Here is a 21703-nt window from a genome sequence, read left to right as displayed (position 1 = left end):
GTTCCCGCGCCCAAGCGCCCGCGTTCATCCTATAATCAAAGGGTCACCCACCTTTCATTGCGGACGCGTTATCCATCATGCTGAACGGTATCGGCTTCATAGTGATCCTCGGCTGCGTGTTCGGGAGCTTCCTGCTCTCGGGCGGCAAGCTGGCGGTCGTGCTGGAAGCGCTGCCGCACGAGCTGATGGCGATCATGGGCGCAGCGATCGGGTCCTTCATCGTCGCCAATTCGCTTGGCACGATCAAGAAGGCGATGGGCGGCTTGCTGCGCGCGTTCAAGGGCGAGCGCTGGAAGTCGAGCGACTATCGCGATCTTCTGACCATGATGTTCGGCTTGCTCACCACCTTCAAAAAGGGTGGCGCGACCGGGATCGAACCGCATCTCGACACGCCGTCGGAGAGCAAGCTGTTCTCGCCCTATCCGCGGCTGCTCAAGGACCATCACCTGATCGAATTCATCTGCGACTATCTGCGGATGATGACGGTCAATTTCGAAGACCCTAACCAGCTTGAATCGGCAATGGATGCCGATATCGACAAGCACCACCACGAGGAACTGGCACCGCAGCACGCGCTGCAGATCATGACCGACGGCTTGCCCGCAATCGGCATCGTCGCCGCCGTGCTCGGCGTCATCAAGACAATGGGCTCGATCGACCAGCCGGTCGAAGTGCTCGGCGCGATGATCGGCGGCGCGCTGGTCGGCACCTTCCTCGGCGTGTTGCTGTCCTACTGCATCGTCGGCCCGCTCGCATCGAAACTGCTCGAAGTGATCGAAGCCGATTCCAAACCCTTCCTGGTCGCGAAATCCGCGATCGTTGCCTACGCGCAGCACGTGCCCGTTCAGGTCGCGGTGGAAATTGCCCGACGCATGGCGCCCTCGGCCCATGCCCCAACCTTCCAGCAGCTCGAAGCCGCACTCGACGAGGCGAAAAATGAACTCAATGCCACCCCCGCTTGACCCCGAGACCGCATCGTCGGTGATCCACCTGCCATCGCATGCGACGACGGTGACCGCCGAGGATCTGCTCGCTCGGCTCATCAACGCCGCCGACGACGGCGCAACGACCATCGACGCGTCCGCGAGCGAGAGCATTGGCCAGGCCGCGCTGCAAGTGTTGCTCGCCGCGCGCATCGAAGCGCGCGACGCCGGACATGAATTTCACATCATCGACCCCAGCCCCGCCTTCGTCGAACGAATGGAGAAGTGCGGTCTTGCCGACGCGATCGGCCTCATCAAAACCATCGGAGACCAGGCGTGAGCAAGTTGATCCTGACCGTCGATGATTCTGCCAGCATGCGTATGCTGCTGAAGGCATCGTTGACCGCACAAGGCTATCGTATCGAAAGTGCCAATGACGGCGAGCATGGGCTTGAGCGCATGCGCGAAGTCCAGCCCGACTTGCTCATCACCGACATCAACATGCCGAAGATGGATGGGTTCGAGCTGATGGAGGCGGTGCGCGCAGAGCCCGCCTTCCGCGGCACACCGATCCTCGTGCTGTCCACCGAATTCTCCGACGAGAAGAAGATGCGCGCCCGCGAGGCTGGCGCGACGGGGTGGATCACCAAGCCGTTCGACCCGGCAAAACTGGGAGCCGCCATTCGGCGGGTATGCTCATGAGCGACGAAATGGACGAAATCCAGGGCATCTTCTTTGAAGAATGCGCTGAAGGGCTGGCCGTCGCCGAGCAGGGCCTGTCGGCCATGCGCGCGGGCGACCTGTCGTCGGAAACCATTGCCGGCGTGTTCCGCGCGGTGCATTCGATCAAGGGCGGCGCCGGCGCGTTCGGTCACGCTGCCCTGACCGCCTTTGCCCATCGTTTTGAAAACGTGATGGACGAGGTACGTGCCGGTCGCATTCCCGCGACGCCCGGTGTGACCGATGTCATGCTGTCGGCCTTCGACATTCTGACCGACCACGTCGCCGCCGCCCGCGGCACCGCACCCTTGCCCCAGGATTCTGCCGTCCTGGCCGCGCTGGAGAACGTGTTGGAGACAAAAGGCGTCGGCGTCGGCGGCGGTGCTACCGCCGCACCCGCACCCGCGCCCGCCACGCCCGACGCGCCCCAGCCGGAGGCCGAGGAAAGCGACGAGGACGAATTCGGGTTCCGCCCGGTTGGTGTCGCGCTCGACATCTTCGATGCGACGGAAGAGCCGGTCGAGCCCGACTGGATCATCGATTTCGCACCGTCGCACGCCGCCTTGGCCAATGGCGGCGAGCCGCTGCTGCTGGTGCGGGAAGTCGAAGCGCTTGGGGGCTCCATTGTTAGTGTCGACCTGTCGGCGCTGCCACCGCTGCGCGAGATGGAACCCGAGCAGAGCTATCTGCGGTGGACGATCCGCGTCCCGGCAAGCATTGAAGAAGCCGCGCTGACCGACTGCTTCGATTTCGTCGCCCCGGATTCGCTCGTGAGCATTGCGCGCGCAGAGTCGGTTGTTCCGGCAACCTCTGCCGCGGCCACCGATCCCCTCGACCAGACCTCGGACGACATTGCCGATGCGGAGCCCGAACTGTCGGCACCGGTGCTCACTTTGGTATCGACGACAGCACCGTCGCCAAGCGCGCCAACGCTCGAGCGCGCTTCCGAACCCGCCGCGCAGACCATCCGTGTCGACCTGATCAAACTCGACTTGCTGCTCAATCTGGTCGGCGAACTGGTCATCCGCAACTCGATCCTCGCGGATCGCTTGACCCCGGCCGACCAGCAGCGCGTCGAACTTCCGGAACTGGCGCGCCTGACGCGCCAGATCCAGGACAACGTGATGTCGCTGCGCGCGCAGCCGATCCGTCAGGCATTCAGCCGCGTGCCGCGCATGCTGCGCGATCTCTCGGCCGAAACCGGGAAGCAGGTCATCCTGGAGACCACGGGCGAGACGACCGAAGTGGACAAGGGCGTGATCGAGAAGATCGGCGACCCGCTGACCCACATGATCCGCAACGCGATCGACCACGGCATCGAACCGCCCGCCGACCGCATCGCCAAAGGTAAGGAAGCCCAAGGCACGATCCGGCTATCGGCCGAACAGAAGGGCGCGCGCATCTTCGTGCGCGTGGCCGATGATGGCCGCGGCATCGATCGCGTCCGGGTCCGCGCCAAGGCGATCGAAAAGGGCATCATCCAGGCGGATGCGCAACTGACCGACGAAGAGATCGATCAGCTGATCTGCGCGCCCGGCTTCTCGACGGCCGAGACAATCTCGAACATCTCGGGGCGTGGCGTCGGCATGGATGTGGTCCGCTCGAACGTCGAGGCACTGGGTGGCCGCGTCGAGATCGCCTCCACCCCCGGCGAAGGCACGACCTTCACGATGATCCTGCCGCTCACGCTGGCGATTCTCGACGGGATGATCGTTCGCCTTGGCGGGCAACGCTACGTCCTGCCGCTGGCGAACGTGATCGAGACCGTCCAGCCGGCCCCCGGCCAGGTCAAGCGCACCAGCCCGACCAACGAAGTGATCGACATGCGGGGCCAGTATCTGCCGGTCAAGCGTGCGACGGACATCTTCGATCTGCCCGGTAGCAACCGCAGCCTGGAAGATTCGCTGGTGGTGATCGTCGAAAGCGAAAGCGCCGGCCATGTCGGCCTGATCGTCGACACGATCGATGACCGTCGCGAGGTCGTGATCAAGAGCCTCGACCAGAACCTCTACCCGATCCGCGGGCTGGGTGGCGCGACCATCCTGGGTGACGGATCGATCGCCCTTATTCTCGATATCGAGGCACTGGTCGCCTCGAACAGTTTCAACCGCTTCACTCCAAAAGGAATCGCAGCATGAGCTCCCTCGACCATCGCACCGCGAACAAGCAGGCCGACCGTAAGATCGTGACCTTCTCGCTGGGCCATCAAACCTTCGGGATCGACATGCACTCGCTGATCGAAATTCGCGAGTGGGAAGAGCCGACTCCGCTGCCGACCGTCCCGTCGTTCATCAAGGGTGTCACCAACCTGCGCGGCAACGTCGTTCCCGTCATCGGCCTGGCCGAGCGCCTTGGCTGGGAACCCAGCAAGATCCATGCGCGGAGCTGCGTGCTGGTGGTCTCGATCGGCGAAAAACAGGCCGGCTTCCTGGTCGACGAGGTCAGCGACATCGTCTCGATCGGCGACCAGGAAATTCAGCCGGCACCCGATGTCGAAATCGGCGAGCCGAGCGTCATCCTGGGCCTGGTCCGGGTCGAATCGCGGACGATGGAAGCGCGCGGCGACGACACCGGGCAGATGATCCTGCTGCTTGATCTCGATGGCCTGTCGCTGACCCGCCATCTGGAACTCGTAGCGTGACCGCGGCCGGGGGCGCCCCCGCCGCGCCCGCCGGCGGCACCACCATGACGAACGCAGAACTGACCTCGTCGGATTTCGCAGCGATCGCAGCGATCATGCAGAGCGACGCGCGTATCTCGCTTAGCGCGGGCAAGATGACGCTGGTCCAGTCTCGACTGGCCAAGCGGCTTCGGCAACACGGCTTGGCGCATTTTCGCGATTATGTCGCGATGGTGCAGTCGGACGAGACGGAACGCGCGTCGATGGTGGTCGCGCTGACTACCAATCACACGCATTTCTTTCGCGAGGTCCATCACTTCGACCATTTCCGCAAAGTCGTTCTGCCTGAACTGAAGCAACGGGCTGCCAAGGGGCACCCGATCCGCATCTGGTCGGCAGGATGTTCGAGCGGGGAGGAAGTGTACAGCATCACGATGTGCTTGCTCGGCCCCGATCGGGCGTCGGCAAGCTGGCTGCGGCACGCCGATGTTCGGCTGCTCGCAACCGATCTGTCGCCGCCCGTGGTCGAAGCCACCCGGCGCGCCGTCTATGACGCGGCGACCGTCCGCCCCATTCCCGCCGAGTATCGCTCGACGTGGATGCGCCAGGACGGCGAGGATTACGTCATGGTCGATGAAGCGCGCGCGCTCGTCACCGCCAAGGTGCTGAACCTGTTCGAACCATGGCCGCTGCGCCAGCTCTACGACGTGATCTTCTGTCGCAACGTGATGATCTATTTCGACGAAGAGGCGAAGGCTGAGTTGGAAGAACGCTTCGTGGATCAACTTGCGCCAGCGGGACATCTCTACATCGGCCACTCGGAACGTCTCATCGGGGTCTCGGCGACCAAGATGCGATCGAGCGGCCAGACCATTTACGCCAAAATCGAGGGCCGCTCATGACCCGCCGTGTCCGAACCCTGATTGTCGACGACAGCGCCACGATGCGCGCGACGCTCAAAATGATGCTGTCGGCCGACCCCGAAATCGAAGTCGTCGGCATGGCTCCCGAGCCGTTTGCCGCACGCGAAATGATCAAGTCGCTCAATCCTGACGTTCTGACGCTCGACGTCGAAATGCCGGGAATGGATGGCCTGTCCTTCCTCGAACGCGTCATGCGCCTGCGGCCCATGCCGGTGGTGATGTGTTCGACGCTGACGGCGCATGGAGCCGAGGTCACGATCGAGGCGCTGCGCCTGGGGGCGGTCGATTATATCGCCAAGCCCACCGGCACGCCCGAGGACATCGCCCGCGACGCGACCCTGCTGTGCGAGAAGGTCAAGGCGGCCGCCCGCGCTTCGGTGCGGCCGGGGCCGACGCCGAACCTCCCGCCTGCCAAGGGCGGTGGCGTCGGCAAGGGTTCGATCATCGCGATCGGTTCTTCCACCGGCGGCGTCGAGGCGCTGTTCTCGGTGCTGAAGGCGATGCCCAAGGACAGCCCGCCGATCCTGGTCGTCCAGCACATGCCAGCAGCGTTCACCCGCAACTTCGCGGCACGCCTCGATGGCGAATGTGCCGTAAGGGTGGTGGAAGCGACCAATGGCAGCCCGGTCGAGCAGGGAACCGTCTATATTGCTCCTGGGGGGAAAGCACATATGGAACTCGCGACCAACGGCGACCGCCGGATCAAACTGCGCGAAACCGACCCGATCAGCGGCCATCGTCCTTCGGTCGACGCTCTGTTCCGCTCGTTCTGTCCGGTCGCGTCCGGATCGGTCGGAGTGATCCTGACCGGCATGGGATCGGACGGGGCGCAAGGCCTGCTCGAAATGCGACGCGCCGGTGCGCGCACGCTGGGGCAGAACCAGCAAACCTGCGTGGTCTACGGTATGCCGCGCGCGGCGATGGAAATCGGCGCGGTAATGGAAGAAATCAGCCTGTCCGCCATGCCCGAGGCGATCCTTGCGGCATGCCGGGCCAAGCCCCTGGGAATTGTCTGATGCCTGCCGCTGCACAGATCAAGGTTATGGTGGTCGACGACCAGACGAGCATGCGCGCCATGATCCGGCGCACGCTCCAGGATCTCGGCTTCAAGGATGTGCGCGACAAGGGCAGCGCAACCGAGGCGTTGAGCGCGGTCCGCAGCGACCGGGTTCATCTCATCATTTCCGATTACAACATGCCCGAAATGGACGGACTCCAGTTTCTCGAGCAAGTCCGGGCCGACCCGGTGATCGGGAAGACCGTCTTTATCATGCTGACCGGTTCTTCTGACCGCGATCTTGTACAAAAGGCGGCAGCCCTCGGCGTCAACAACTATGTCGTAAAGCCGTTTGCGCCGGCTGCCCTCAAGGAAAAGATTGAGCGCGTCTTCGGCGCGTTGACCTGACGCCATGCGGAGGATCAACATCATCCAGGGCGAGCATTGCGTCGTATCCGAACCGGATACGATGGTGACGACCCTTCTCGGCAGCTGCATCGCAGTCTGCCTGAACGACAGCGTCTCTCGGATCGGGGGCATGAATCATTTCCTGCTCGGCGAACCGGGAGCCGATGTCAAACCGCGGCCCGACGAGATGCAGCGCTATGGCGTCCATGCCATGGAATTGCTGATCAACGGAATGATGGCCAAGGGCGCGTCCCGGGCGCGGCTGAAAGGCCATATCTATGGCGGTGCCAACATCATTGCCGGGCTGGGCTCGATCGGGTCGCAAAATGCGGAGTTCGCGCGTCGCTTCCTTGAAACCGAAGGAATCGAGATCGGGCACGTCGACATTGGCGGGCGCTCCGCCCGCAAGGTCGAGTTCATTCCCTATCAGGGGTTGAGCCGCAGCAAAAACGTTTCGGATGCGGTCCCCCTCGTCCGCGCGCCCGTCCCTGTCATTGCCCCGCCCAGCGATGGCGAACTGGAGTTGTTTTGATGGCCTATCTTCCCTCGATCACAACCCAGGACGGAACCCCTGTCACAGCCTTCGACCCGTTTTCGGGCCTGTTGCACGGCGTGATGGCGGCCGAGCTGCGCGAAATCCGCGAACAGTTGGAAGGGTTGGCCGAAGTGCTCGTCGCGGACGAACACTTCGTGACCAGCTTTCTGGAACAGCTCCAAAGCTTCGATTACCTGATCCAACATGCCGATGAATGCGCCAATCTGATGGACCGCATCGCGGCTGGCGAAAATTCGGTGGAGGCGATCAAGCATGTTCGCCTTGGCGCGGTGCAGGAACGTCTGCGTATCGCGCTGATCGGAACCTGACATGGCTGGCAAAGCGGCCAATGATCGCCCGATCATCATCAAACGGGTCAAGAAGATCGCTGGCGGCCATCATGGCGGGGCGTGGAAAGTGGCTTATGCCGATTTCGTGACCGCGATGATGGCGTTCTTCATGCTGCTGTGGCTGCTGTCGAGCCCCGACAAAGCGAAGCTGAAGGGCCTGGCCGAATATTTTACGCCGTCCCCGCCCAGCAGCGCCAGCGGCACAGGCCCGCAAGGCGGCGCACCAGGATCGGGGGCGGGCAGCCGCTCCAAAGGCAGGACTTCGACCGAAATTGCGGCAGCCGGCCCGGCGCGCGGCGGCACCGCCAATGTGCCCGATGCGTCGCAACGCGTTGTCGCCGCCGAATTGCAGATCGCGATCGACAGCGTGCCGCAAGCCAATGACGGCCAGAAGAACGTCACTCTGGCAGTGGCTCGCGACGGCCTTCGCATCACGCTGATGGACAATGACCGACAGTCCATGTTTCGCGCCGGCACGGCGGAGCTCAACCCGTATGCGCGCGTAGTGCTTGGCAAGCTTGCCGAAAAACTGTCCCGCTCTTCGGCACAACTGGCGATCGAAGGGCATACGGACGGCACCGGCGGCCAAAGCGACGCAAACTGGCAATTGTCCGGCGCGCGCGCGCTCGCCGCGCGCTCGGCGTTGATCGCGGCGGGCATGACGCCCGATCGCTTCGCCGAGATCGTTGCGCTGGGTGCGAGCCAGCCGGTCTATCCCGAACAGCCCGATCGTGCGGAAAACCGGCGCATTACGGTTGTCGTGATGGGTCAGCAATCTGCGCTGCCCAGCGACGCCAGCTTCAAATTCTGAGGAGATCCGGTTCGTGAAACGCGCGCTCTCCCTGCTGTTGCTGCTCATCCTTGGCGTCGCGATCGGCGGCGGTGCGGGCTATGGTGCAGTTCTGCTGTTCGCCAAACCGGGCGGCAGCGAACCCAAGGCCGCTGCGACACCGGCAGCAGAACCGCCGCGCAGCTTTGTGTCCAGCGCCAAGATCCTCGCTCCGCTGGTGTTTTCGGACGGTCGCCTCGCTGGTTACGTGAATTTCGACGTGTCGCTCGAAGTCGCGAGCGACAAGGCCGATATGGTGACGTCGAAGCTGCCGCTGATGCTCCACGCGATCAACATGCGCACCTGGCGAACCCCGCTCGCGACCGGGCCCGACGGCCTGTTGGCCAATATCGGCGGATTCCGCGACGTGGTGCGTGCCGCATCGACCGAGGCATTCGGTGAGGGCACGGTCAAGCGCATCGCAATAACACGCGCCGAGCCCGCCTGACGGGTCGATCATCCTATAAAAAGAGGGGATACTCTTTTTTTTCATGAGAGACGATCATGACCTCTATTGAACCTCACCCACCGGTCGATCCCTCAATCGCCTCACCGGAGGGACTGCGCCAACGCGCGCAGCGAACCGTTACGACGCTCATTGCCGCGAAGCTTGAGCTAGGCCCGGGCAAGGAAGCGCTGTGCCGATTGCGCAACGTGTCGACGACCGGCATGTTGGTGGAGACAGGTCAACCGCTCACCCGCGACGATGCCGTCGTCATCGAACTCCGCTCGGGCGAGCGCCTGTCGGCAACCGTGGTATGGACCGACGAAGGGCGTGTCGGCATCCAGCTCGACCATGAAATCGATGTAGCGAGCACCTTGCGACCGCAGGTGGTAAAGGCAAAGGGCCATATCCCCGCGATCGGCCGGGCCCCGCGCTTCGCCGTCGCTGCGCCAGGCCGTTTGAGCAGCCTCGGTCGGTCATGCCCGGTCACGGTCGAAAATCTCTCGCAGAGCGGCGCGCGGTTGACGCTGTCCACCGACATCCCGCTTGACGCGCCCGCCACGCTGACGATCCCTGGACTTTCCCCGCGCGCGTGCTCGGTGCGCTGGCGCAACGAGCTTCATGTCGGGGTCGCCTTCATCGAATTGATTTCTTTTGCCGAGCTGTCGGCGTGGCTCGCAGGCGCAAGCCGCAATAATTAAACCGACGCCCCCAAAGCCCCCCGCCTTTGCTGGAGGGGGGCGGTCGGGTTCACGTCGTGCCGAAGCTCTTGACCAGCGACCCCGCGACCAGCGCCCACCCATCGACCAGCACGAAGAAGATGATCTTCATCGGCATGGCGATGGTCGGCGGGGGCAGCATCATCATGCCCATCGCCATCAATACCGCGGCCACGGCCAGATCGATGACGAGGAACGGCAGGAGCAACAAGAAGCCGATCTCGAACGAGCGGCGCAGTTCGGAAATCATGAAGGCCGGGGTCAACGTCGTCAGCGCGACGTCTTTGCGCGCCGTCGGCTTCGCATGCGCCATGTCGATAAACAGCTTCAGATCGTCATCGCGCACCTGTTTCAGCATGAATTGCCGGAACGGCTCGGCGGTCGCCGCAAAGGCTTGCTCCTCGGCGATTTTGCCTGCGGTATAGGGCTTGATTCCCTGGTCCCACGCCTTTTCGAAGGTCGGGGCCATGACGAAGAAGGACAGGAACATCGCGAGACTGATGATCACCGGATTCGGCGGCACGCCCTGGGCACCGATGCCGGTGCGCAACAGCGACAGCGCGACGACGATGCGGGTGAAGCTGGTAACGGTCATCAGGATGCCGGGCGCGAGGCTCAACACCGTCAGCATCAGCACCAATTGGATCGCCCGGCCCGATACCGACCCGCCAGCGCCAGCACCGGGCAAGCCCAATGCGGATTGGGCCAATGCGGACTGCGCGTGCGCAGCGACCGGGATCAGCAGCGCAGCTGCGGCGAGCGCAAACAGGGCCGACTTACGCAACGACGTCCGCCCGATGATGCTGCTCGGTCAGATGGTCGAGCAATGCCGACACCGAACGACGCGGCGTGGACGAGGCGGAAGCGACAGCCGAGACAGGCAAAGACGGTTCGCGCGAAGGCGACAGCGACGCCTGAATCAAGGCCGCTTTGTCGCGGCGCGACTGGAGATGGTCGAGCAGCAGCGTCAGGGCAGTGCGCAACTCGGTTTCGGGTTCCGGCGCGGTCTCGTCGCTGACGATAGCATCCTTGCTGTTTCCAGGCGTCGGTTCCGACGCCTGGCCTTCGCGCTCAGGCGCTGCCATTTCAGGGACTACCGTCTGCGCGATTGCCTCCCCAGCCATCGCGGTGCCGACCGCAGCCGCTCCGTCAGAGGGGATAGACGGCAGGATACCGCTTTCGACCACCATCTGCCCATCCGGGCCGATCAGGATCAGATGTTCACAGCCATCGCGCCGCACCAGGGCGAGCGAGCGTTTCCCGTCGAGCGTGACCCGCTCGACCACTTCCAAGCGCCGCCCGCGACCGAGCGTAACGCGCCCCGGCAAGGCGATATTGTAGCGCCGCACCACCCACAGCGCACCGCCGAGCAAGCCAAGCACGACCCCGAGCGCCCCCATCGTGCGCAGCAGCGACAGCACATCCATCAGTTGCGGCTCTTGCGCGTGATTTCGGTCACTTCCAGCGACATCTCCTCGCTGTTGACCAGGATCCGGCCCTTGGCGATCAGCTCGCCATTGACGAACACCAAAGTCGGGTCGTCCTGCCCGCAATCGAGCGGGATCATCGCGCCGCGGCTCATTTGCAGGATCTGGCGGATCTGAACCTGGGCCGAGCCCAGAACGATCGACAGCTCGACTTCGATATCTTCGAGGATGGACAATGCACGGCTCCTTCCCCCGAGTTATAGGATTATTTTTCCGCATTGACGGTCTGGCTAGGCAATAATTGCCTATGAAGGAGGGGTGACGGCACGGAGCCGGTGGAGCGACTTCATGGATCTCAAGACATCGTTGGCAGTATCGGCATCGGGTTTGCGCGCGCAGTCGCTGCGGATGCGGGTGATCGCGGAAAATCTTGCCAACCAGGATTCGGTGTCGCGCACCGCCGGTGGCGATCCCTATCGCCGCCGGGTCGTCAGCTTTCAGGCCGAAGTCGACCGGGCGAATGGCGGAACCGCCGTCAAGATTTCCAGCGTCGACGCCGACAAGACCGCCTTCACCAAGGTCTACATGCCGGGCAGCCCGGCTGCGGACGCTCAGGGGTACGTCCTGAAGCCCAACGTCAATCCCCTGCTCGAGGCCGCCGACATGAAGGACGCGCAGCGCTCCTACGAAGCCGACCTCAACGCCATCGAAGCAGCCAAGAACCTGACGATGCGCACCATCGATTTGCTGAAATAAGGAAGAGCGACAATGTCCATCGGATCTCTCGACGCCAGCTCGGCCTATGGCCGTACGCTTGGCCTTGGCAACACGCTCAAGACCGGCTCGACCAAGGAAACCGCGCCCGGCGCATCGGGCGGCTTTGGCGGCATGGTCGAGGCGATGATCTCCGACACCTCGACGCAATTGCGTGCCGCCGAAAGCGCCTCGGCCAAGCAAGTCGCGGGCAAGGGCGACTTGATCGACGTGGTGACCGCGATCGGATCGGCCGAAACCGCGCTCGACACGATGGTCGCAGTGCGCGATCGCGTCGTGAACGCCTATTCCGACATCATGCGCATGCAGATCTGAGGCACACGCCAATGGATGCGCTCGCCGCGATGGAGCTTGCCCGCGCTTCCTTGATTCTGGTGATGACGATCGTCGGACCGCTGCTGATCACCTCGTTGATCGTCGGCGTCGCGATCGGCCTGTTGCAGGCGCTGACCCAGATCCAGGAAATGACGCTGACCTTCGTTCCCAAGATCATCGCCATGGGCGTGGTGATGCTGCTGTGCCTGCCGATGATCGGCGGTGCGCTGTCCGATTTCATGGCGCGGATCAGCGGCATGATCATCGCTGGCTGAAAGGGTGCTCGCCCCCCTCGCCCCGCCATCGTTCGACCTGTCGCATCTCGATGTGCAGGCGACCGCGTTCCTCATCCTGTTCGCGCGCGTCGGCACGGTGTTGATGCTGCTCCCGGTCTTTTCGGAGGATGCGGTGCCCGGGCGGATCCGCCTGATGATCGCGCTGGGCATGAGCATCGGCCTGTGGGGCGTGCTCGGACCGTTGATGCGCACGGCGGCCGCGGCGGGCGGGGCGCTGCCGGCGGTACTGCTGGCAGAACTGATTACCGGGCTCGCGATCGGCGCGCTGGTCAAGATCGTGTTCAGCGCGGTGTCGATGGCGGGATCGATCATCAGCTCGCAAATCGGCCTGTCCTCGGCGTTGCTTTATGATGCCTCACAGGGCGGCCAAGCGGCGTTGCTGTCCAAGTTCGTGACCGTCGCCGCCGCCGTGGTGTGCATGTCGATGCACGTCCACCATTTGTGGATTGGCGCGATTGTCGAATCCTATCGCACCTTCCCGATCGGCGGCATGCCACCAGCGCATGATTTCCTGCGCGCCGCGCTCGACGCGGTGGCGCGCGCGATGACGCTGGGAATCGGCTTGTCGGCCCCGTTGCTGGTTTACGGCATCGTGTTCAACGTCGCGCTTGGCCTCTCGACCCGGATTGCGCCTGCGATCCAGCTCTTCTTCATCGTCCAGCCGCTCAACATCCTGCTCGGCCTGGCGGTGATGGCGATGACGCTGGGCGGACTGCTGACCGGCTTCGCGCAGGCGATGGCCGCCTATATGCAGACAAGCTGGAACTAAAGCGTGGCCGACAACGACCAGAAAACCTTCGATCCCACCGAAAAGAAGCTCGCCGACGCGCGTGCCAAGGGCGACATGCCGTCGTCGCCCGAGATGAAGCACGCGGCCATGTTCGCCGCTGCCATCGTCGTGGTCGGCGGTATGGGCACCTATACGGTGCAACAGCTCGGCGTCATCTTCGTGCGGTTGTGGGGCGGCGCGGACGATTATCTGTTCAATCCGCAAGGGGCCGAAAATTTCGCAATCGGTCTTCTCGGTGCGGTCGGCCTGGCGGTGGCACCGTTGCTGGGCGTGTTGTTCGTGTTCGCGCTGCTTGGCGGTGTGTTGCAGGGGCGACCAAGCTTCGCGCTCGCCCGGCTCAAACCGCAATGGTCGAAGCTCAACCCGTTTTCGGGCCTAGGCCGCATGTTCGGCCCGCGCGCGCTGATCGAATTCGGCAAGACGCTCGCCAAGATGACCGGCGTCATCGTCATTGCGACCAATGTCATCTGGCCCAAGATTGTCGGCCTGGACCAGTTGGTCGGTGCCGATCCGGCTGCGGTCACCGCCGCCGCAGTCGGGGTCGTGCTCGCCATGATCAAGGCGGTGGCGATCCTGGTCGCCGCGCTCGCCATTTTCGATTTCGTCTATCAGCGCTGGTCGTTCACCAACCGCATGAAAATGTCGCTGCAGGAGATTAAGGACGAGCATAAGGAACAGGATGGCGACCCGCTGATCAAGAGCAAGATCCGCGCGATCCAGATGCAGCGCGCGCGCAGCCGGATGATGTCCGCCGTGCCCGATGCCAGCGTGATCATAACCAATCCGACCCATTATGCGGTTGCGCTGAAATATGATCACGGCGCTATGGCCGCGCCGATTGTGGTGGCCAAGGGCGTCGACGCGATCGCCGCCAAGATCCGCGAGATCGCGACCGCCAATGGCGTGCCGATCGTCGAGAATGTCGCGCTCGCGCGCGCGCTCTACGCCAGCGCGGAACTGGATCGCCCGATCCCGACCGAGCATTTTGCCGCAGTCGCCGAAATCATCAGCTACGTTTTGCGCCTCGCCCGCGGGCGCTGAGCCTTACACCTCGATGTCGTGCTTCGCCAGTTCGACGCGAACGCGGACGTCAATGTCGTGGAAGATCTGCGCCAGCACCGGATCTTCGGGTTGCTCGGTCGTTTGCGCCCACTCGACGATCTCGCGCAAGCGCGTCGGTGCCGCAACACCGACCAGCAACTCCTGGTGCAGCCGCTCGAGCATGTCGAGGCCACGGCTCGCGTCGCGGGCAATCCGGCGGCGGCGCTCGATCGGCGCTTCGTTCATCGCCAGCGTAACCAGCATTTCAACGCTTGGCATCGCCGGCGCGGTCGGTGCGGGGGTCGGTGCCTGCACGGCGTGGGGATGCAATTCCTGCGCGGCGAACTGCGCCGCCGCCTTGGGCAACGCGCCCAAGAGCAGGGTCCGTGTCACCGGCACTGTCAGGGCATCGATCCGCACCGAAACTTACACCTCCAGACCGTCATCGGCCATACCTATCCTATAAGAGATTCATGAGATCTTTTCCACGAATTCGCCGCTTTATCCGACAAGGGCTGCGCGCGTCCGCGACGCTTGCGGTTGTGCTCGGTTGCGTATCGCCCGGCATCGCGCGAACGCGGATCAAGGATATCGTCAATGTCGAGAATGTCCGGCCCAACCAACTGGTCGGATATGGCCTCGTCGTCGGCCTGGCCGGCACCGGCGACCGGATGCGCAATTCGCCCTTCACCGAGGAATCGATGCAGGCGATGCTCGAACGCATGGGCGTCAACATCCGGGGCTCCGACATGAAGACCCAGAATGTCGCGGCGGTGTCGATCACCGCGTCGATGCCACCCTTTTCGCGCACCGGCTCCAGCATCGACGTTCAGGTCGCGGCGCTCGGCGATGCTTCGAGCCTGCAGGGCGGCACGCTGATCGCTTCGTCGCTGCGCGCGCTTGATGGGGAAATCTACGCCGTCGCACAGGGCCCGGTCGCGGTATCGGGCTTCAAGGCGCAAGGGGCCGCCGCCAGCATCAGCCGCGGTGTTTCGACCTCGGCACGGATCGCCGGCGGCGCGATCGTCGAGCGCGAGGTGCCGTTTGCGCTACGCACCGCGACCAGTCTGAAGCTCGCACTGAAAAACCCCGACTTTACGACGGCGCAGCGAATCGTGACCGCGATCAACGGCCGTTTCTCGGGGACGGCCGAGATGCTCGACCCCGCCACCGTCGAAATCGCGCAGCGCGGAGGCTTTCAGGGTTCGGTCGTCGATCTGATGACACAGATCGAGACGATCGACGTCGATGTCGATCAGCCGGCGCGGATCGTCATCAACGAAGCGTCCGGCACCGTCGTAATGGGCGCGGACGTACGGATAAGCTCGGTCGCGGTGGCGCAGGGTGGGCTGACCATCAGCGTCACCGAAACTCCGCAAGTGTCGCAGCCGGGTCCGCTTTCCAGCGGCCAGACGACGGTCGTCCCGCGCACGCAGGTATCGGTCAACGACGGTAACGACGCCCATCTCGCGCTGATCGGCGGAGGCGCATCGCTCAAGACGCTGGTCAGCGGGTTGAACGCGCTCGGCGTTTCCCCTCGTGACCTCATCACCATTTTGCAGGCGGTGAAGAGTGCAGGCGCGCTCCAGGCCGACATTGAGGTCCAATGACGATCGAAATCCCGACTCCTGCTGCGACCGTTGGCGCGGCACCCGCCAAGGCCGCAACGCCCGCGCAAAAGGCCACCGCCCAGTCCTTTGAGGCGGTGTTCCTCGGACAGATGACGCAATTGATGTTCGAAAGCGTGCAGACCGGCGAGTTTTCCGGGGGGCATGGCGAGGAAATGTTTCGCGGTGTTCTCGCTGAAAAGCTCGGGACTGCAATTGCCCAAAAGGGCGGCGTCGGCCTTGCCCCGGCGGTGCTCGCTCAAATTCTAAAAATGCAGGAAAATGCTGACAATGGACGATGACCTGATCGATCTTGTGACGTCGCTCTCGCACTTGATGGAGCAGGAGAGCGAGGCGCTGACCCGAAGCGGCCGCTTGCAGGGCTTGGCAGAACTCGTCGCGGCGAAATTGCGGTTGGCTGGACAAATCGAGGCCGAAGTTACGAAGCGGGAGCGCGAAACTCCCGATTGGGCCGATGCCCTGTCCGAGGAACAGCGTGCCGAAATGGCGCTTGTCTTCGGGCATTTACGCGACGCCTCGATCGTCAACGCGCAGATTTTGGAGCGGCAGATCGCGTTTTCGAGCGACTTGATGCGCGCGATCGCAGCAGAAGCACAGCGCGCTACGGGAAAACGAAGTTCTACCTATGGCGCGTCAGGCGACATGATGCGGATCGACTTGCCCGCGCCGATCTCGATCAACGCACGCCTCTAGCGCAATTTCCGAGCGGGGTCGGTCTGTCGACACCGCAAGACCGACTCACATCCCGATCTTCGCGCGTACGTTCGAACACGCGTTTTGTTTCCACGATGTGACCGGATAAATTGTATAAAAGCGACATCCAACCAAGGCTCCTCGAAAAATTCGGGCCAAATCGGCCAATTTTCATACTATAAGACGATGCCAACGCGGCATTCGCCGCTTTTTATTGTTATAAAACCGTGGCATCCGGGATCGCAGAGAGGAAATATCGATGCGATCCAGCAGCGCCTTACGGTTATATGACAACGGTATCATTCCTTCGAATGATGATGGCGTTAGTCCTTATCTGGGACTCTTGGCGGATTGCGCCGCACGAATTCTTTGCGCCTCCGATACGTCGTCGATGCTGAACGCCCTTTTTGAGTCAGTCCGCGTCAAGCTGAACCTGAGTGTGTATTTCTGCTATCGTTACGATGGCAGGAATGGCCTCATCCTCGAAGAACATGGCGGCCTGACCCCGACGCAAAGCGGAGCGGCTTCCCATCTTGCCCTCGGTCAAGGTCCGTGCGGGCTGGTGGCTGCGGATCGCGCGCCGCATGTTTTCAATCGGGTTCGCGGCTCAAAGGACGCGCGGCTCGCTTATGCCCGCGCAATCGGGCTCGCCGCTTATGTCGGGACGCCGCTGATGCAGGGTGATACCTTGCTTGGCACCCTCGGCTTTGGCCGCAAGGCGACGATGCCATTCAGTCGCGCCGAAGTGCAGTTCCTGCGTGCAATCTGCAGCTTCGTCGCCATCGCCAAAAACCGTCTGCGTACCGAGCTGACCCTGTGGGAGACGACCTGTGCTCGCGATGCGCTTGCCGTCGAACAAACGCGGCTCGTCGATCGCATCGCCACTTTATCGCGCTTGTCGGATACATCCGCTGTCGCTTCAACGCTTGCCCATGAAATGACGCAGCCGCTCACCGCCGCCGCAAACTATATCGCCTCCGCCGAAATGGCGCTCGGCGGGCTGGGAGATGCCGACATCCTGCGTCGCCTCGTACAGGCCCGGACCCAGATTACCCGATCGGCTCAGATCATCGCCAAGGCACGCCAATTGGTCGAAACCGGAACGGTCGCGAACGAGCATGCCAACCTTTGTGAAGTGCTGTCGGACTCGCTCGAACTTGCGCTCGCCGATCACGATGGTGCCGCGCCCGCGATGATTTATGATATCGACCCCAGCGTCACCGCGCTCGTCGGAGACGGTGTGCAGATCACCCAGGTGATGACGAATTTGCTGCGTAACGCGGCGACCGCTTTGCGCGGCGTCGCGTCACCGACCATTACCGTTTCCTGTCGCCGGACACAGGACGGCACGGTCGAGATCGGCGTAATCGACAATGGTCCCGGCTTCGATCCGGAGGCCGATAGTGCGCGTTTCCATCAGCGGGCGACCTCAACCACAGGTGGTCTAGGCATCGGCTTATCGGTATGCCGATCCATCGTAGCTGCGCATCACGGTACGATCCGCGCCGAAAACACCGCCCAGGGCGGCGCGGCAGTCTACTTCACGCTGCCGGGCCAATGAAAGCAGCCCAGAGCCCCCCTTCAGGGATTGCCATGCTGTCATAATTGTGCGGCATAGCGTCCGAAGGAGATGGTCGCATGCGCACTTCACGAACCGGACGAACGTTGGCCGCGCTGGCCGCAATGCTGGCGGGTGTCGCGCTGACTGCCGGAGCGCCAGCTGACCCGTTACAGGTTGATCGCGTCGTCCTGATGATGCGGCACGGCATCCGCCCGCCCACCAAAGCACAGCCGATGCCGATCGGTACCGCTGCCGCCGCTTGGCCGACTTGGAGCGTCAAGCCCGGTTGGTTGACCGAACACGGTGCCAGCGCGATCGTGGCGGTGGCCGATTTCGACCGGATTGGCTTTATTAAAGCGGGGCTGCTGCCCTTGACCGACTGCCCCACCCGCATCGCGCTCCTTGCCGACAGCGACCAACGCACCATCGCGACCGCAGCAAGCTATGCCAAGGGCGTCGCCCCTGGCTGCTCCCTCACCATAGAACATCGTCCGCAGGACGAGCCCGATCCGATGTTCAACCCAATCGAGAGCGGGCAGGCCCCGCTTGACCCTGCGCGCGCCGGTGCCGCCATCGACGCGGCGGTGGGACCGCGCGGGATCGCCGCGACCGAGCGCGGCATGAAACCGCTGCTGATTCGCCTGGACCGCGTGTTGTGCGGATCCGCGACCGCGACTTGCGGCGTGGCGCGCGAGCCGACCACCATCCGCCCGGCTACGGCCACCTCACGGCCCAAGCTCGGCGGCGCACTCGACCGTGCGTCGACCGCAGCGCAGATTCTCCTGTTGGAATATGCGGAAGGCAAACCGGCAAACGAAGTCGGCTGGGGCCGCGCCACCGCTTCCGACATCGCGGCTTTCGGAGCCTTCCATGCACTCGAATTCCGGCTGCTGGCGCGACCACCTTATATCGCGACGCGCAATCTGGCCGGTCTGTCGCCGCGCATCGCGACCTGGCTTACCGATGAAGCCCCCACCGCCCCGAAAGTGGCGTTGATTGCTGGTCACGATACGAACGTCGCCAATCTTGCCGGAGTGCTAGGCCTGCACTGGAACGTCCCCGGGATTGCAGCGGATGATCCCGTACCAGGTGGGGCCATCCAATTGGAACGGCTGACCGACGGCAAGGGCAACCATTATGTCCGCGCCAGCTATCGCGCCCAATCGCTGCCCGAGTTGCGCGCGGCGACGGCCAAGACACCCTATCACAAAGTATTACCAATTGCGGGCTGCAAGGCACGCGGCATCAATGGCCTGTGCACGCTGTCCGATTTTCTGGCAAAGCTTCGTGGTTAACGTGTGTCCGTAACGCGGACGCGCTCGTGATGACGAATGACCTCGTCAATGATGAAGCGGAGGAACTTCTCGCTGAAATCGGGATCGAGATTCGCATCATGGGCAAGGCCTCGCAACCGCGCGATCTGTGCTTCTTCACGACCCGGATCGGCAGGCGGCAAACCAGCCTCGGCCTTATAGCGACCGACCGCCTGTGTGGTCTTGAAGCGTTCGGCGAGCAAAAAGACGAGGGCGGCATCGATATTGTCGATGCTCTGGCGGTATCCGTTCAGCGTTTCGTCGGTCACCATCCACTCCTCATCGCGCGTCAGCGCTCTTTTGCGTGCGCTGGCGGCTTGGCGCAACCCGAGAAAGACTTGCCTTTAGCGCGCCACGCCGCCACATCGCAGCGCAGATGAGCGCCACCATTCTCCGCATTGACCCTTCGCGTGCCCAGCCCTCGCTGGAGCCCATGGTGCAACTCGTCGCGGGCGACCTGAATCTGGTCAACGCGGTGATCCTGTCGCGGATGCAGTCGGAAATCCCGCTGATCCCGGAACTTGCCGGTCATCTCATCGCGGGCGGCGGCAAACGTATGCGCCCGATGCTGACGCTCGCGAGCGCGCGCTTGCTGGGCTATCTCGGCTCGCGCCACCACCGGTTGGCCGCCGCTGTCGAGTTCATTCACACCGCCACGCTGCTGCACGACGATGTCGTCGACGGGTCGGATCTGCGCCGGGGAAAGCGCACCGCCAATCTGATCTGGGGCAACCCCGCCAGCGTTTTGGTCGGCGACTTCCTGTTCAGCCGCTCCTTCGAGCTGATGGTGGAAGACGGCTCGCTCAAGGTGCTGTCGATCCTGGCGGGCGCGAGCGCGATCATCGCCGAGGGCGAAGTCAACCAGCTTACCGCCGCGCGCCGAGTCGACATCCCCGAGGAACGCTATCTCGATATCATCGGTGCAAAGACCGCCGCCTTGTTCGCTGCGGCGTGCCGGGTCGCGGCGGTGGTGGCGGAGCGCCCCGAGGCGGAAGAACTCGCGCTCGACTCTTATGGCCGCAATCTCGGCATCGCGTTCCAACTGGTCGATGACGCAATCGATTACGTGTCCGACGCAGGCACGATGGGCAAAGACGCGGGCGACGATTTTCGCGAAGGCAAGGCGACGCTCCCCGTCATCCTTGCTTATGCCCGCGGCGGTGCCGAAGACCGGGCGTTCTGGAAGGCGGCAATCGAGGGCCATCGTAACCGCGACGAGGATTTCGTGCGAGCGATCGACCTGGTGCGCTCGACCCACGCAGTTGACGACACGCTGGCGCGCGCGCGGCATTACGGGCAACGCGCGATCGACGCGCTCGGCATCTTTGGCAATGGCAAAGCCAAGGATGCGATGGTCGAAGCCGTCGAGTTCGCGATCGCACGCGCCTATTGAGCGTCAGTCACGGCGATTCGGCTCCGTTGTCGCCGATCCGCATTTGTCGCACCGCCTCCTTTCCGGTACCTTCAGTGCCGGACTGCAGGAGCGTCGGAGATGTTCGTCGATTTCCAAAATGGCTGGCCGCCCCCTGAGCGCTGGGAAGCCAAGCCCGCACCGACGCCAAACCCGCGTCGGGAAAGCATCGCAGCGTGGATTATCGGTTTCAACCTGGTGATGCTGTTGGTCGGCCCGCTGGCGGGCGTCACGCTGTTTGATGCCGTAATGGCGGCATGGCGGCATTGACCGTCGGAGACGTCTAGCAGCCACGCACCTCGGCATCGCCTGCTTCAGCGCCGGACAATTCCACCTGCAACGTCGCATGGCCGATGCCGAAACGGCCCTTGAGCATAGCGCGCGTCGTATCCAGGAAGGCGTCGCCCGGATGGCCCGCCGGTATCACCAGATGCGCGGTCAGCACGGTCTCAGTCGTGCTCATCGGCCAGATATGAACGTGGTGGACACGCGCGACGCCTGGCAGCGCGCGCAGTGCGTCCCACACCTTGTCCGAATCGATGCTGCGCGGCACCGCCGCCAGCGCCATCTCGACCGATTCGCGCAGCAGGCCCCAGGTTTGCAGGAAAATCAGCACCGCGATGACGATGCTGACCACAGGATCGATCCAGGTCAGCCCGGTCCACCAGATTACCAGCCCCGACACGACCACCCCGGCCGATACCATCGCATCGCTCGCCATGTGGAGATAGGCACCGCGAATGTTGATATCGCCCTCACGACCGCGCAGGAACAGCAGCGCGGTCGCACCATTGACCAGGATCCCGGCTCCGGCGACCCACGCCACCGTCGGCCCGTCCACCGGCGCGGGCATCGCCAGCCGCTGCACCGCCTCGAGCAGGATCGCGCCGAGCGCGACCAACAATAGCAGTGCGTTGAGCAAGGCCGCCAGAATGGTCGAGCCCTTCAGCCCATAGGTGAAGCGCTTCGATGCCGCGCGCCGTCC

General features: G+C 63.5%; 31 protein-coding genes. 25 read left to right on the top strand and 6 right to left on the bottom strand.

Features of this window, described 5'->3' with window-relative positions; genetic code table 11:
• Positions 1-77: 77 nt before the first annotated feature.
• From motA to EJC47_RS12945, 13 genes are read left to right on the top strand one after another with little or no spacing between them, the layout of a single operon-like run.
• Positions 78-962, top strand: coding sequence for a flagellar motor stator protein MotA (gene motA / locus EJC47_RS13005; RefSeq protein WP_033963657.1), 885 nt, complete (start codon positions 78-80; stop codon positions 960-962).
• The gene (locus EJC47_RS13000; protein WP_405052977.1) at positions 889-1263 is read left to right on the top strand and encodes an STAS domain-containing protein; all 375 of its coding nucleotides are present in this window, start codon (positions 889-891) and stop codon (positions 1261-1263) included. The genes motA and EJC47_RS13000 overlap by 74 nt, the downstream gene beginning before the upstream one ends.
• Complete coding sequence (locus EJC47_RS12995) at positions 1260-1625, top strand: response regulator (RefSeq protein WP_033963654.1); 366 nt, start codon at positions 1260-1262, stop codon at positions 1623-1625. Before EJC47_RS13000 ends, EJC47_RS12995 begins: the two co-directional genes overlap by 4 nt.
• The gene (locus EJC47_RS12990; protein ID WP_126848254.1) at positions 1622-3781 is read left to right on the top strand and encodes a chemotaxis protein CheA; all 2160 of its coding nucleotides are present in this window, start codon (positions 1622-1624) and stop codon (positions 3779-3781) included. Before EJC47_RS12995 ends, EJC47_RS12990 begins: the two co-directional genes overlap by 4 nt.
• Entirely contained in the window at positions 3778-4284 is a 507-nt protein-coding gene (locus EJC47_RS12985) for a chemotaxis protein CheW (protein WP_010404666.1), read from the top strand. Before EJC47_RS12990 ends, EJC47_RS12985 begins: the two co-directional genes overlap by 4 nt.
• Before the next feature lie 44 nt (positions 4285-4328).
• Entirely contained in the window at positions 4329-5165 is an 837-nt protein-coding gene (locus EJC47_RS12980; protein ID WP_260591567.1) for a CheR family methyltransferase, read from the top strand.
• A complete protein-coding gene (locus EJC47_RS12975) occupies positions 5162-6202 on the top strand; it encodes a protein-glutamate methylesterase/protein-glutamine glutaminase (RefSeq protein WP_126848250.1) in 1041 nt (346 codons plus the stop codon). Before EJC47_RS12980 ends, EJC47_RS12975 begins: the two co-directional genes overlap by 4 nt.
• Positions 6202-6591, top strand: coding sequence for a response regulator (locus EJC47_RS12970; protein WP_010404669.1), 390 nt, complete (start codon positions 6202-6204; stop codon positions 6589-6591). The genes EJC47_RS12975 and EJC47_RS12970 overlap by 1 nt, the downstream gene beginning before the upstream one ends.
• A 4-nt stretch (positions 6592-6595) precedes the next feature.
• Positions 6596-7123, top strand: a complete 528-nt coding sequence (locus EJC47_RS12965; RefSeq protein ID WP_126848248.1) for a chemotaxis protein CheD — start codon at positions 6596-6598, stop codon at positions 7121-7123.
• Positions 7123-7455, top strand: a complete 333-nt coding sequence (locus tag EJC47_RS12960; protein ID WP_033963647.1) for a hypothetical protein — start codon at positions 7123-7125, stop codon at positions 7453-7455. Before EJC47_RS12965 ends, EJC47_RS12960 begins: the two co-directional genes overlap by 1 nt.
• A 1-nt stretch (position 7456) precedes the next feature.
• Entirely contained in the window at positions 7457-8287 is an 831-nt protein-coding gene (locus EJC47_RS12955) for a flagellar motor protein MotB (RefSeq protein WP_033963646.1), read from the top strand.
• A 13-nt stretch (positions 8288-8300) separates the two neighbouring features.
• Complete coding sequence (locus EJC47_RS12950; RefSeq protein WP_033963644.1) at positions 8301-8753, top strand: hypothetical protein; 453 nt, start codon at positions 8301-8303, stop codon at positions 8751-8753.
• A gap of 56 nt (positions 8754-8809) precedes the next feature.
• Positions 8810-9451 (top strand): PilZ domain-containing protein, encoded by a 642-nt coding sequence (locus EJC47_RS12945; protein ID WP_126848246.1) that lies wholly within the window; start codon positions 8810-8812, stop codon positions 9449-9451.
• 49 nt (positions 9452-9500) lie between these two features.
• Here the strand turns inward: EJC47_RS12945 and fliP are convergent, their stop codons facing one another.
• From fliP to EJC47_RS12930, 3 genes are read right to left on the bottom strand one after another with little or no spacing between them, the layout of a single operon-like run.
• The gene (gene fliP / locus EJC47_RS12940; protein WP_033963639.1) at positions 9501-10253 is read right to left on the bottom strand and encodes a flagellar type III secretion system pore protein FliP; all 753 of its coding nucleotides are present in this window, start codon (positions 10251-10253) and stop codon (positions 9501-9503) included.
• Positions 10246-10896, bottom strand: coding sequence for a flagellar biosynthetic protein FliO (locus EJC47_RS12935; protein WP_126848243.1), 651 nt, complete (start codon positions 10894-10896; stop codon positions 10246-10248). The genes fliP and EJC47_RS12935 overlap by 8 nt, the downstream gene beginning before the upstream one ends.
• Positions 10896-11132: a FliM/FliN family flagellar motor switch protein gene (locus EJC47_RS12930; protein ID WP_033963637.1), complete on the bottom strand. Its 237-nt coding sequence runs from the start codon at positions 11130-11132 to the stop codon at positions 10896-10898. The genes EJC47_RS12935 and EJC47_RS12930 overlap by 1 nt, the downstream gene beginning before the upstream one ends.
• A 112-nt stretch (positions 11133-11244) precedes the next feature.
• On the opposite strand from EJC47_RS12930, the gene flgC reads away from it, so the two are divergent.
• The 5 genes from flgC to flhB are packed head-to-tail and all read left to right on the top strand — an operon-like array spanning position 11245 to position 14112.
• Positions 11245-11652 carry a flagellar basal body rod protein FlgC gene (gene flgC, locus EJC47_RS12925; protein ID WP_010404686.1) on the top strand — a complete coding sequence of 136 codons (408 nt, stop codon included), beginning with the start codon at positions 11245-11247 and terminating at the stop codon, positions 11650-11652.
• A 12-nt stretch (positions 11653-11664) separates the two neighbouring features.
• A complete protein-coding gene (fliE, locus tag EJC47_RS12920; RefSeq protein WP_033963636.1) occupies positions 11665-11985 on the top strand; it encodes a flagellar hook-basal body complex protein FliE in 321 nt (106 codons plus the stop codon).
• Between the two features lie 11 nt (positions 11986-11996).
• Positions 11997-12260: a flagellar biosynthetic protein FliQ gene (locus tag EJC47_RS12915; protein ID WP_033963635.1), complete on the top strand. Its 264-nt coding sequence runs from the start codon at positions 11997-11999 to the stop codon at positions 12258-12260.
• 4 nt (positions 12261-12264) lie between these two features.
• Positions 12265-13050, top strand: a complete 786-nt coding sequence (gene fliR / locus EJC47_RS12910) for a flagellar biosynthetic protein FliR (RefSeq protein ID WP_126848241.1) — start codon at positions 12265-12267, stop codon at positions 13048-13050.
• A gap of 3 nt (positions 13051-13053) precedes the next feature.
• Positions 13054-14112: a flagellar biosynthesis protein FlhB gene (gene flhB / locus EJC47_RS12905; protein WP_126848239.1), complete on the top strand. Its 1059-nt coding sequence runs from the start codon at positions 13054-13056 to the stop codon at positions 14110-14112.
• Between the two features lie 3 nt (positions 14113-14115).
• On the opposite strand, the gene EJC47_RS12900 is transcribed toward flhB, so the two are convergent.
• A complete protein-coding gene (locus EJC47_RS12900; protein ID WP_033963634.1) occupies positions 14116-14532 on the bottom strand; it encodes a flagellar assembly protein FliX in 417 nt (138 codons plus the stop codon).
• 53 nt (positions 14533-14585) lie between these two features.
• Between EJC47_RS12900 and EJC47_RS12895 the strand changes: the two genes are divergently transcribed.
• The 5 genes from EJC47_RS12895 (at position 14586) to EJC47_RS12875 (ending at position 19289) form a co-directional block, all read left to right on the top strand.
• The gene (locus EJC47_RS12895; RefSeq protein ID WP_126848236.1) at positions 14586-15722 is read left to right on the top strand and encodes a flagellar basal body P-ring protein FlgI; all 1137 of its coding nucleotides are present in this window, start codon (positions 14586-14588) and stop codon (positions 15720-15722) included.
• Positions 15719-16021, top strand: a complete 303-nt coding sequence (locus EJC47_RS12890) for a rod-binding protein (RefSeq protein ID WP_126848234.1) — start codon at positions 15719-15721, stop codon at positions 16019-16021. Before EJC47_RS12895 ends, EJC47_RS12890 begins: the two co-directional genes overlap by 4 nt.
• Entirely contained in the window at positions 16011-16433 is a 423-nt protein-coding gene (locus tag EJC47_RS12885; RefSeq protein WP_126848232.1) for a flagellar protein FlgN, read from the top strand. The genes EJC47_RS12890 and EJC47_RS12885 overlap by 11 nt, the downstream gene beginning before the upstream one ends.
• 259 nt (positions 16434-16692) lie before the next feature.
• Positions 16693-17994: a sensor histidine kinase gene (locus EJC47_RS12880; protein WP_081988597.1), complete on the top strand. Its 1302-nt coding sequence runs from the start codon at positions 16693-16695 to the stop codon at positions 17992-17994.
• A gap of 77 nt (positions 17995-18071) precedes the next feature.
• Positions 18072-19289, top strand: a complete 1218-nt coding sequence (locus tag EJC47_RS12875) for a histidine-type phosphatase (RefSeq protein WP_126848230.1) — start codon at positions 18072-18074, stop codon at positions 19287-19289.
• Here EJC47_RS12875 and EJC47_RS12870 read toward each other — a convergent pair.
• A complete protein-coding gene (locus tag EJC47_RS12870; protein ID WP_033963630.1) occupies positions 19286-19579 on the bottom strand; it encodes a chorismate mutase in 294 nt (97 codons plus the stop codon). The genes EJC47_RS12875 and EJC47_RS12870 overlap by 4 nt on opposite strands.
• A gap of 104 nt (positions 19580-19683) precedes the next feature.
• Here EJC47_RS12870 and EJC47_RS12865 point away from each other — a divergent pair, with 104 nt between their 5' ends.
• The gene (locus tag EJC47_RS12865) at positions 19684-20700 is read left to right on the top strand and encodes a polyprenyl synthetase family protein (protein ID WP_126848228.1); all 1017 of its coding nucleotides are present in this window, start codon (positions 19684-19686) and stop codon (positions 20698-20700) included.
• A gap of 99 nt (positions 20701-20799) precedes the next feature.
• Positions 20800-20988 (top strand): hypothetical protein, encoded by a 189-nt coding sequence (locus EJC47_RS12860; RefSeq protein WP_126848226.1) that lies wholly within the window; start codon positions 20800-20802, stop codon positions 20986-20988.
• 13 nt (positions 20989-21001) lie between these two features.
• Here the strand turns inward: EJC47_RS12860 and EJC47_RS12855 are convergent.
• Positions 21002-21703, bottom strand: a 702-nt coding sequence (locus EJC47_RS12855) for a cation diffusion facilitator family transporter (protein WP_148110551.1), incomplete at its 5' end; no start/stop codon positions are given.

Source organism: Sphingomonas sp. TF3 (assembly GCF_003985085.1).
GTDB lineage: Bacteria > Pseudomonadota > Alphaproteobacteria > Sphingomonadales > Sphingomonadaceae > Sphingomonas.
This window is presented reverse-complemented; position numbering and strand designations above follow the sequence as displayed.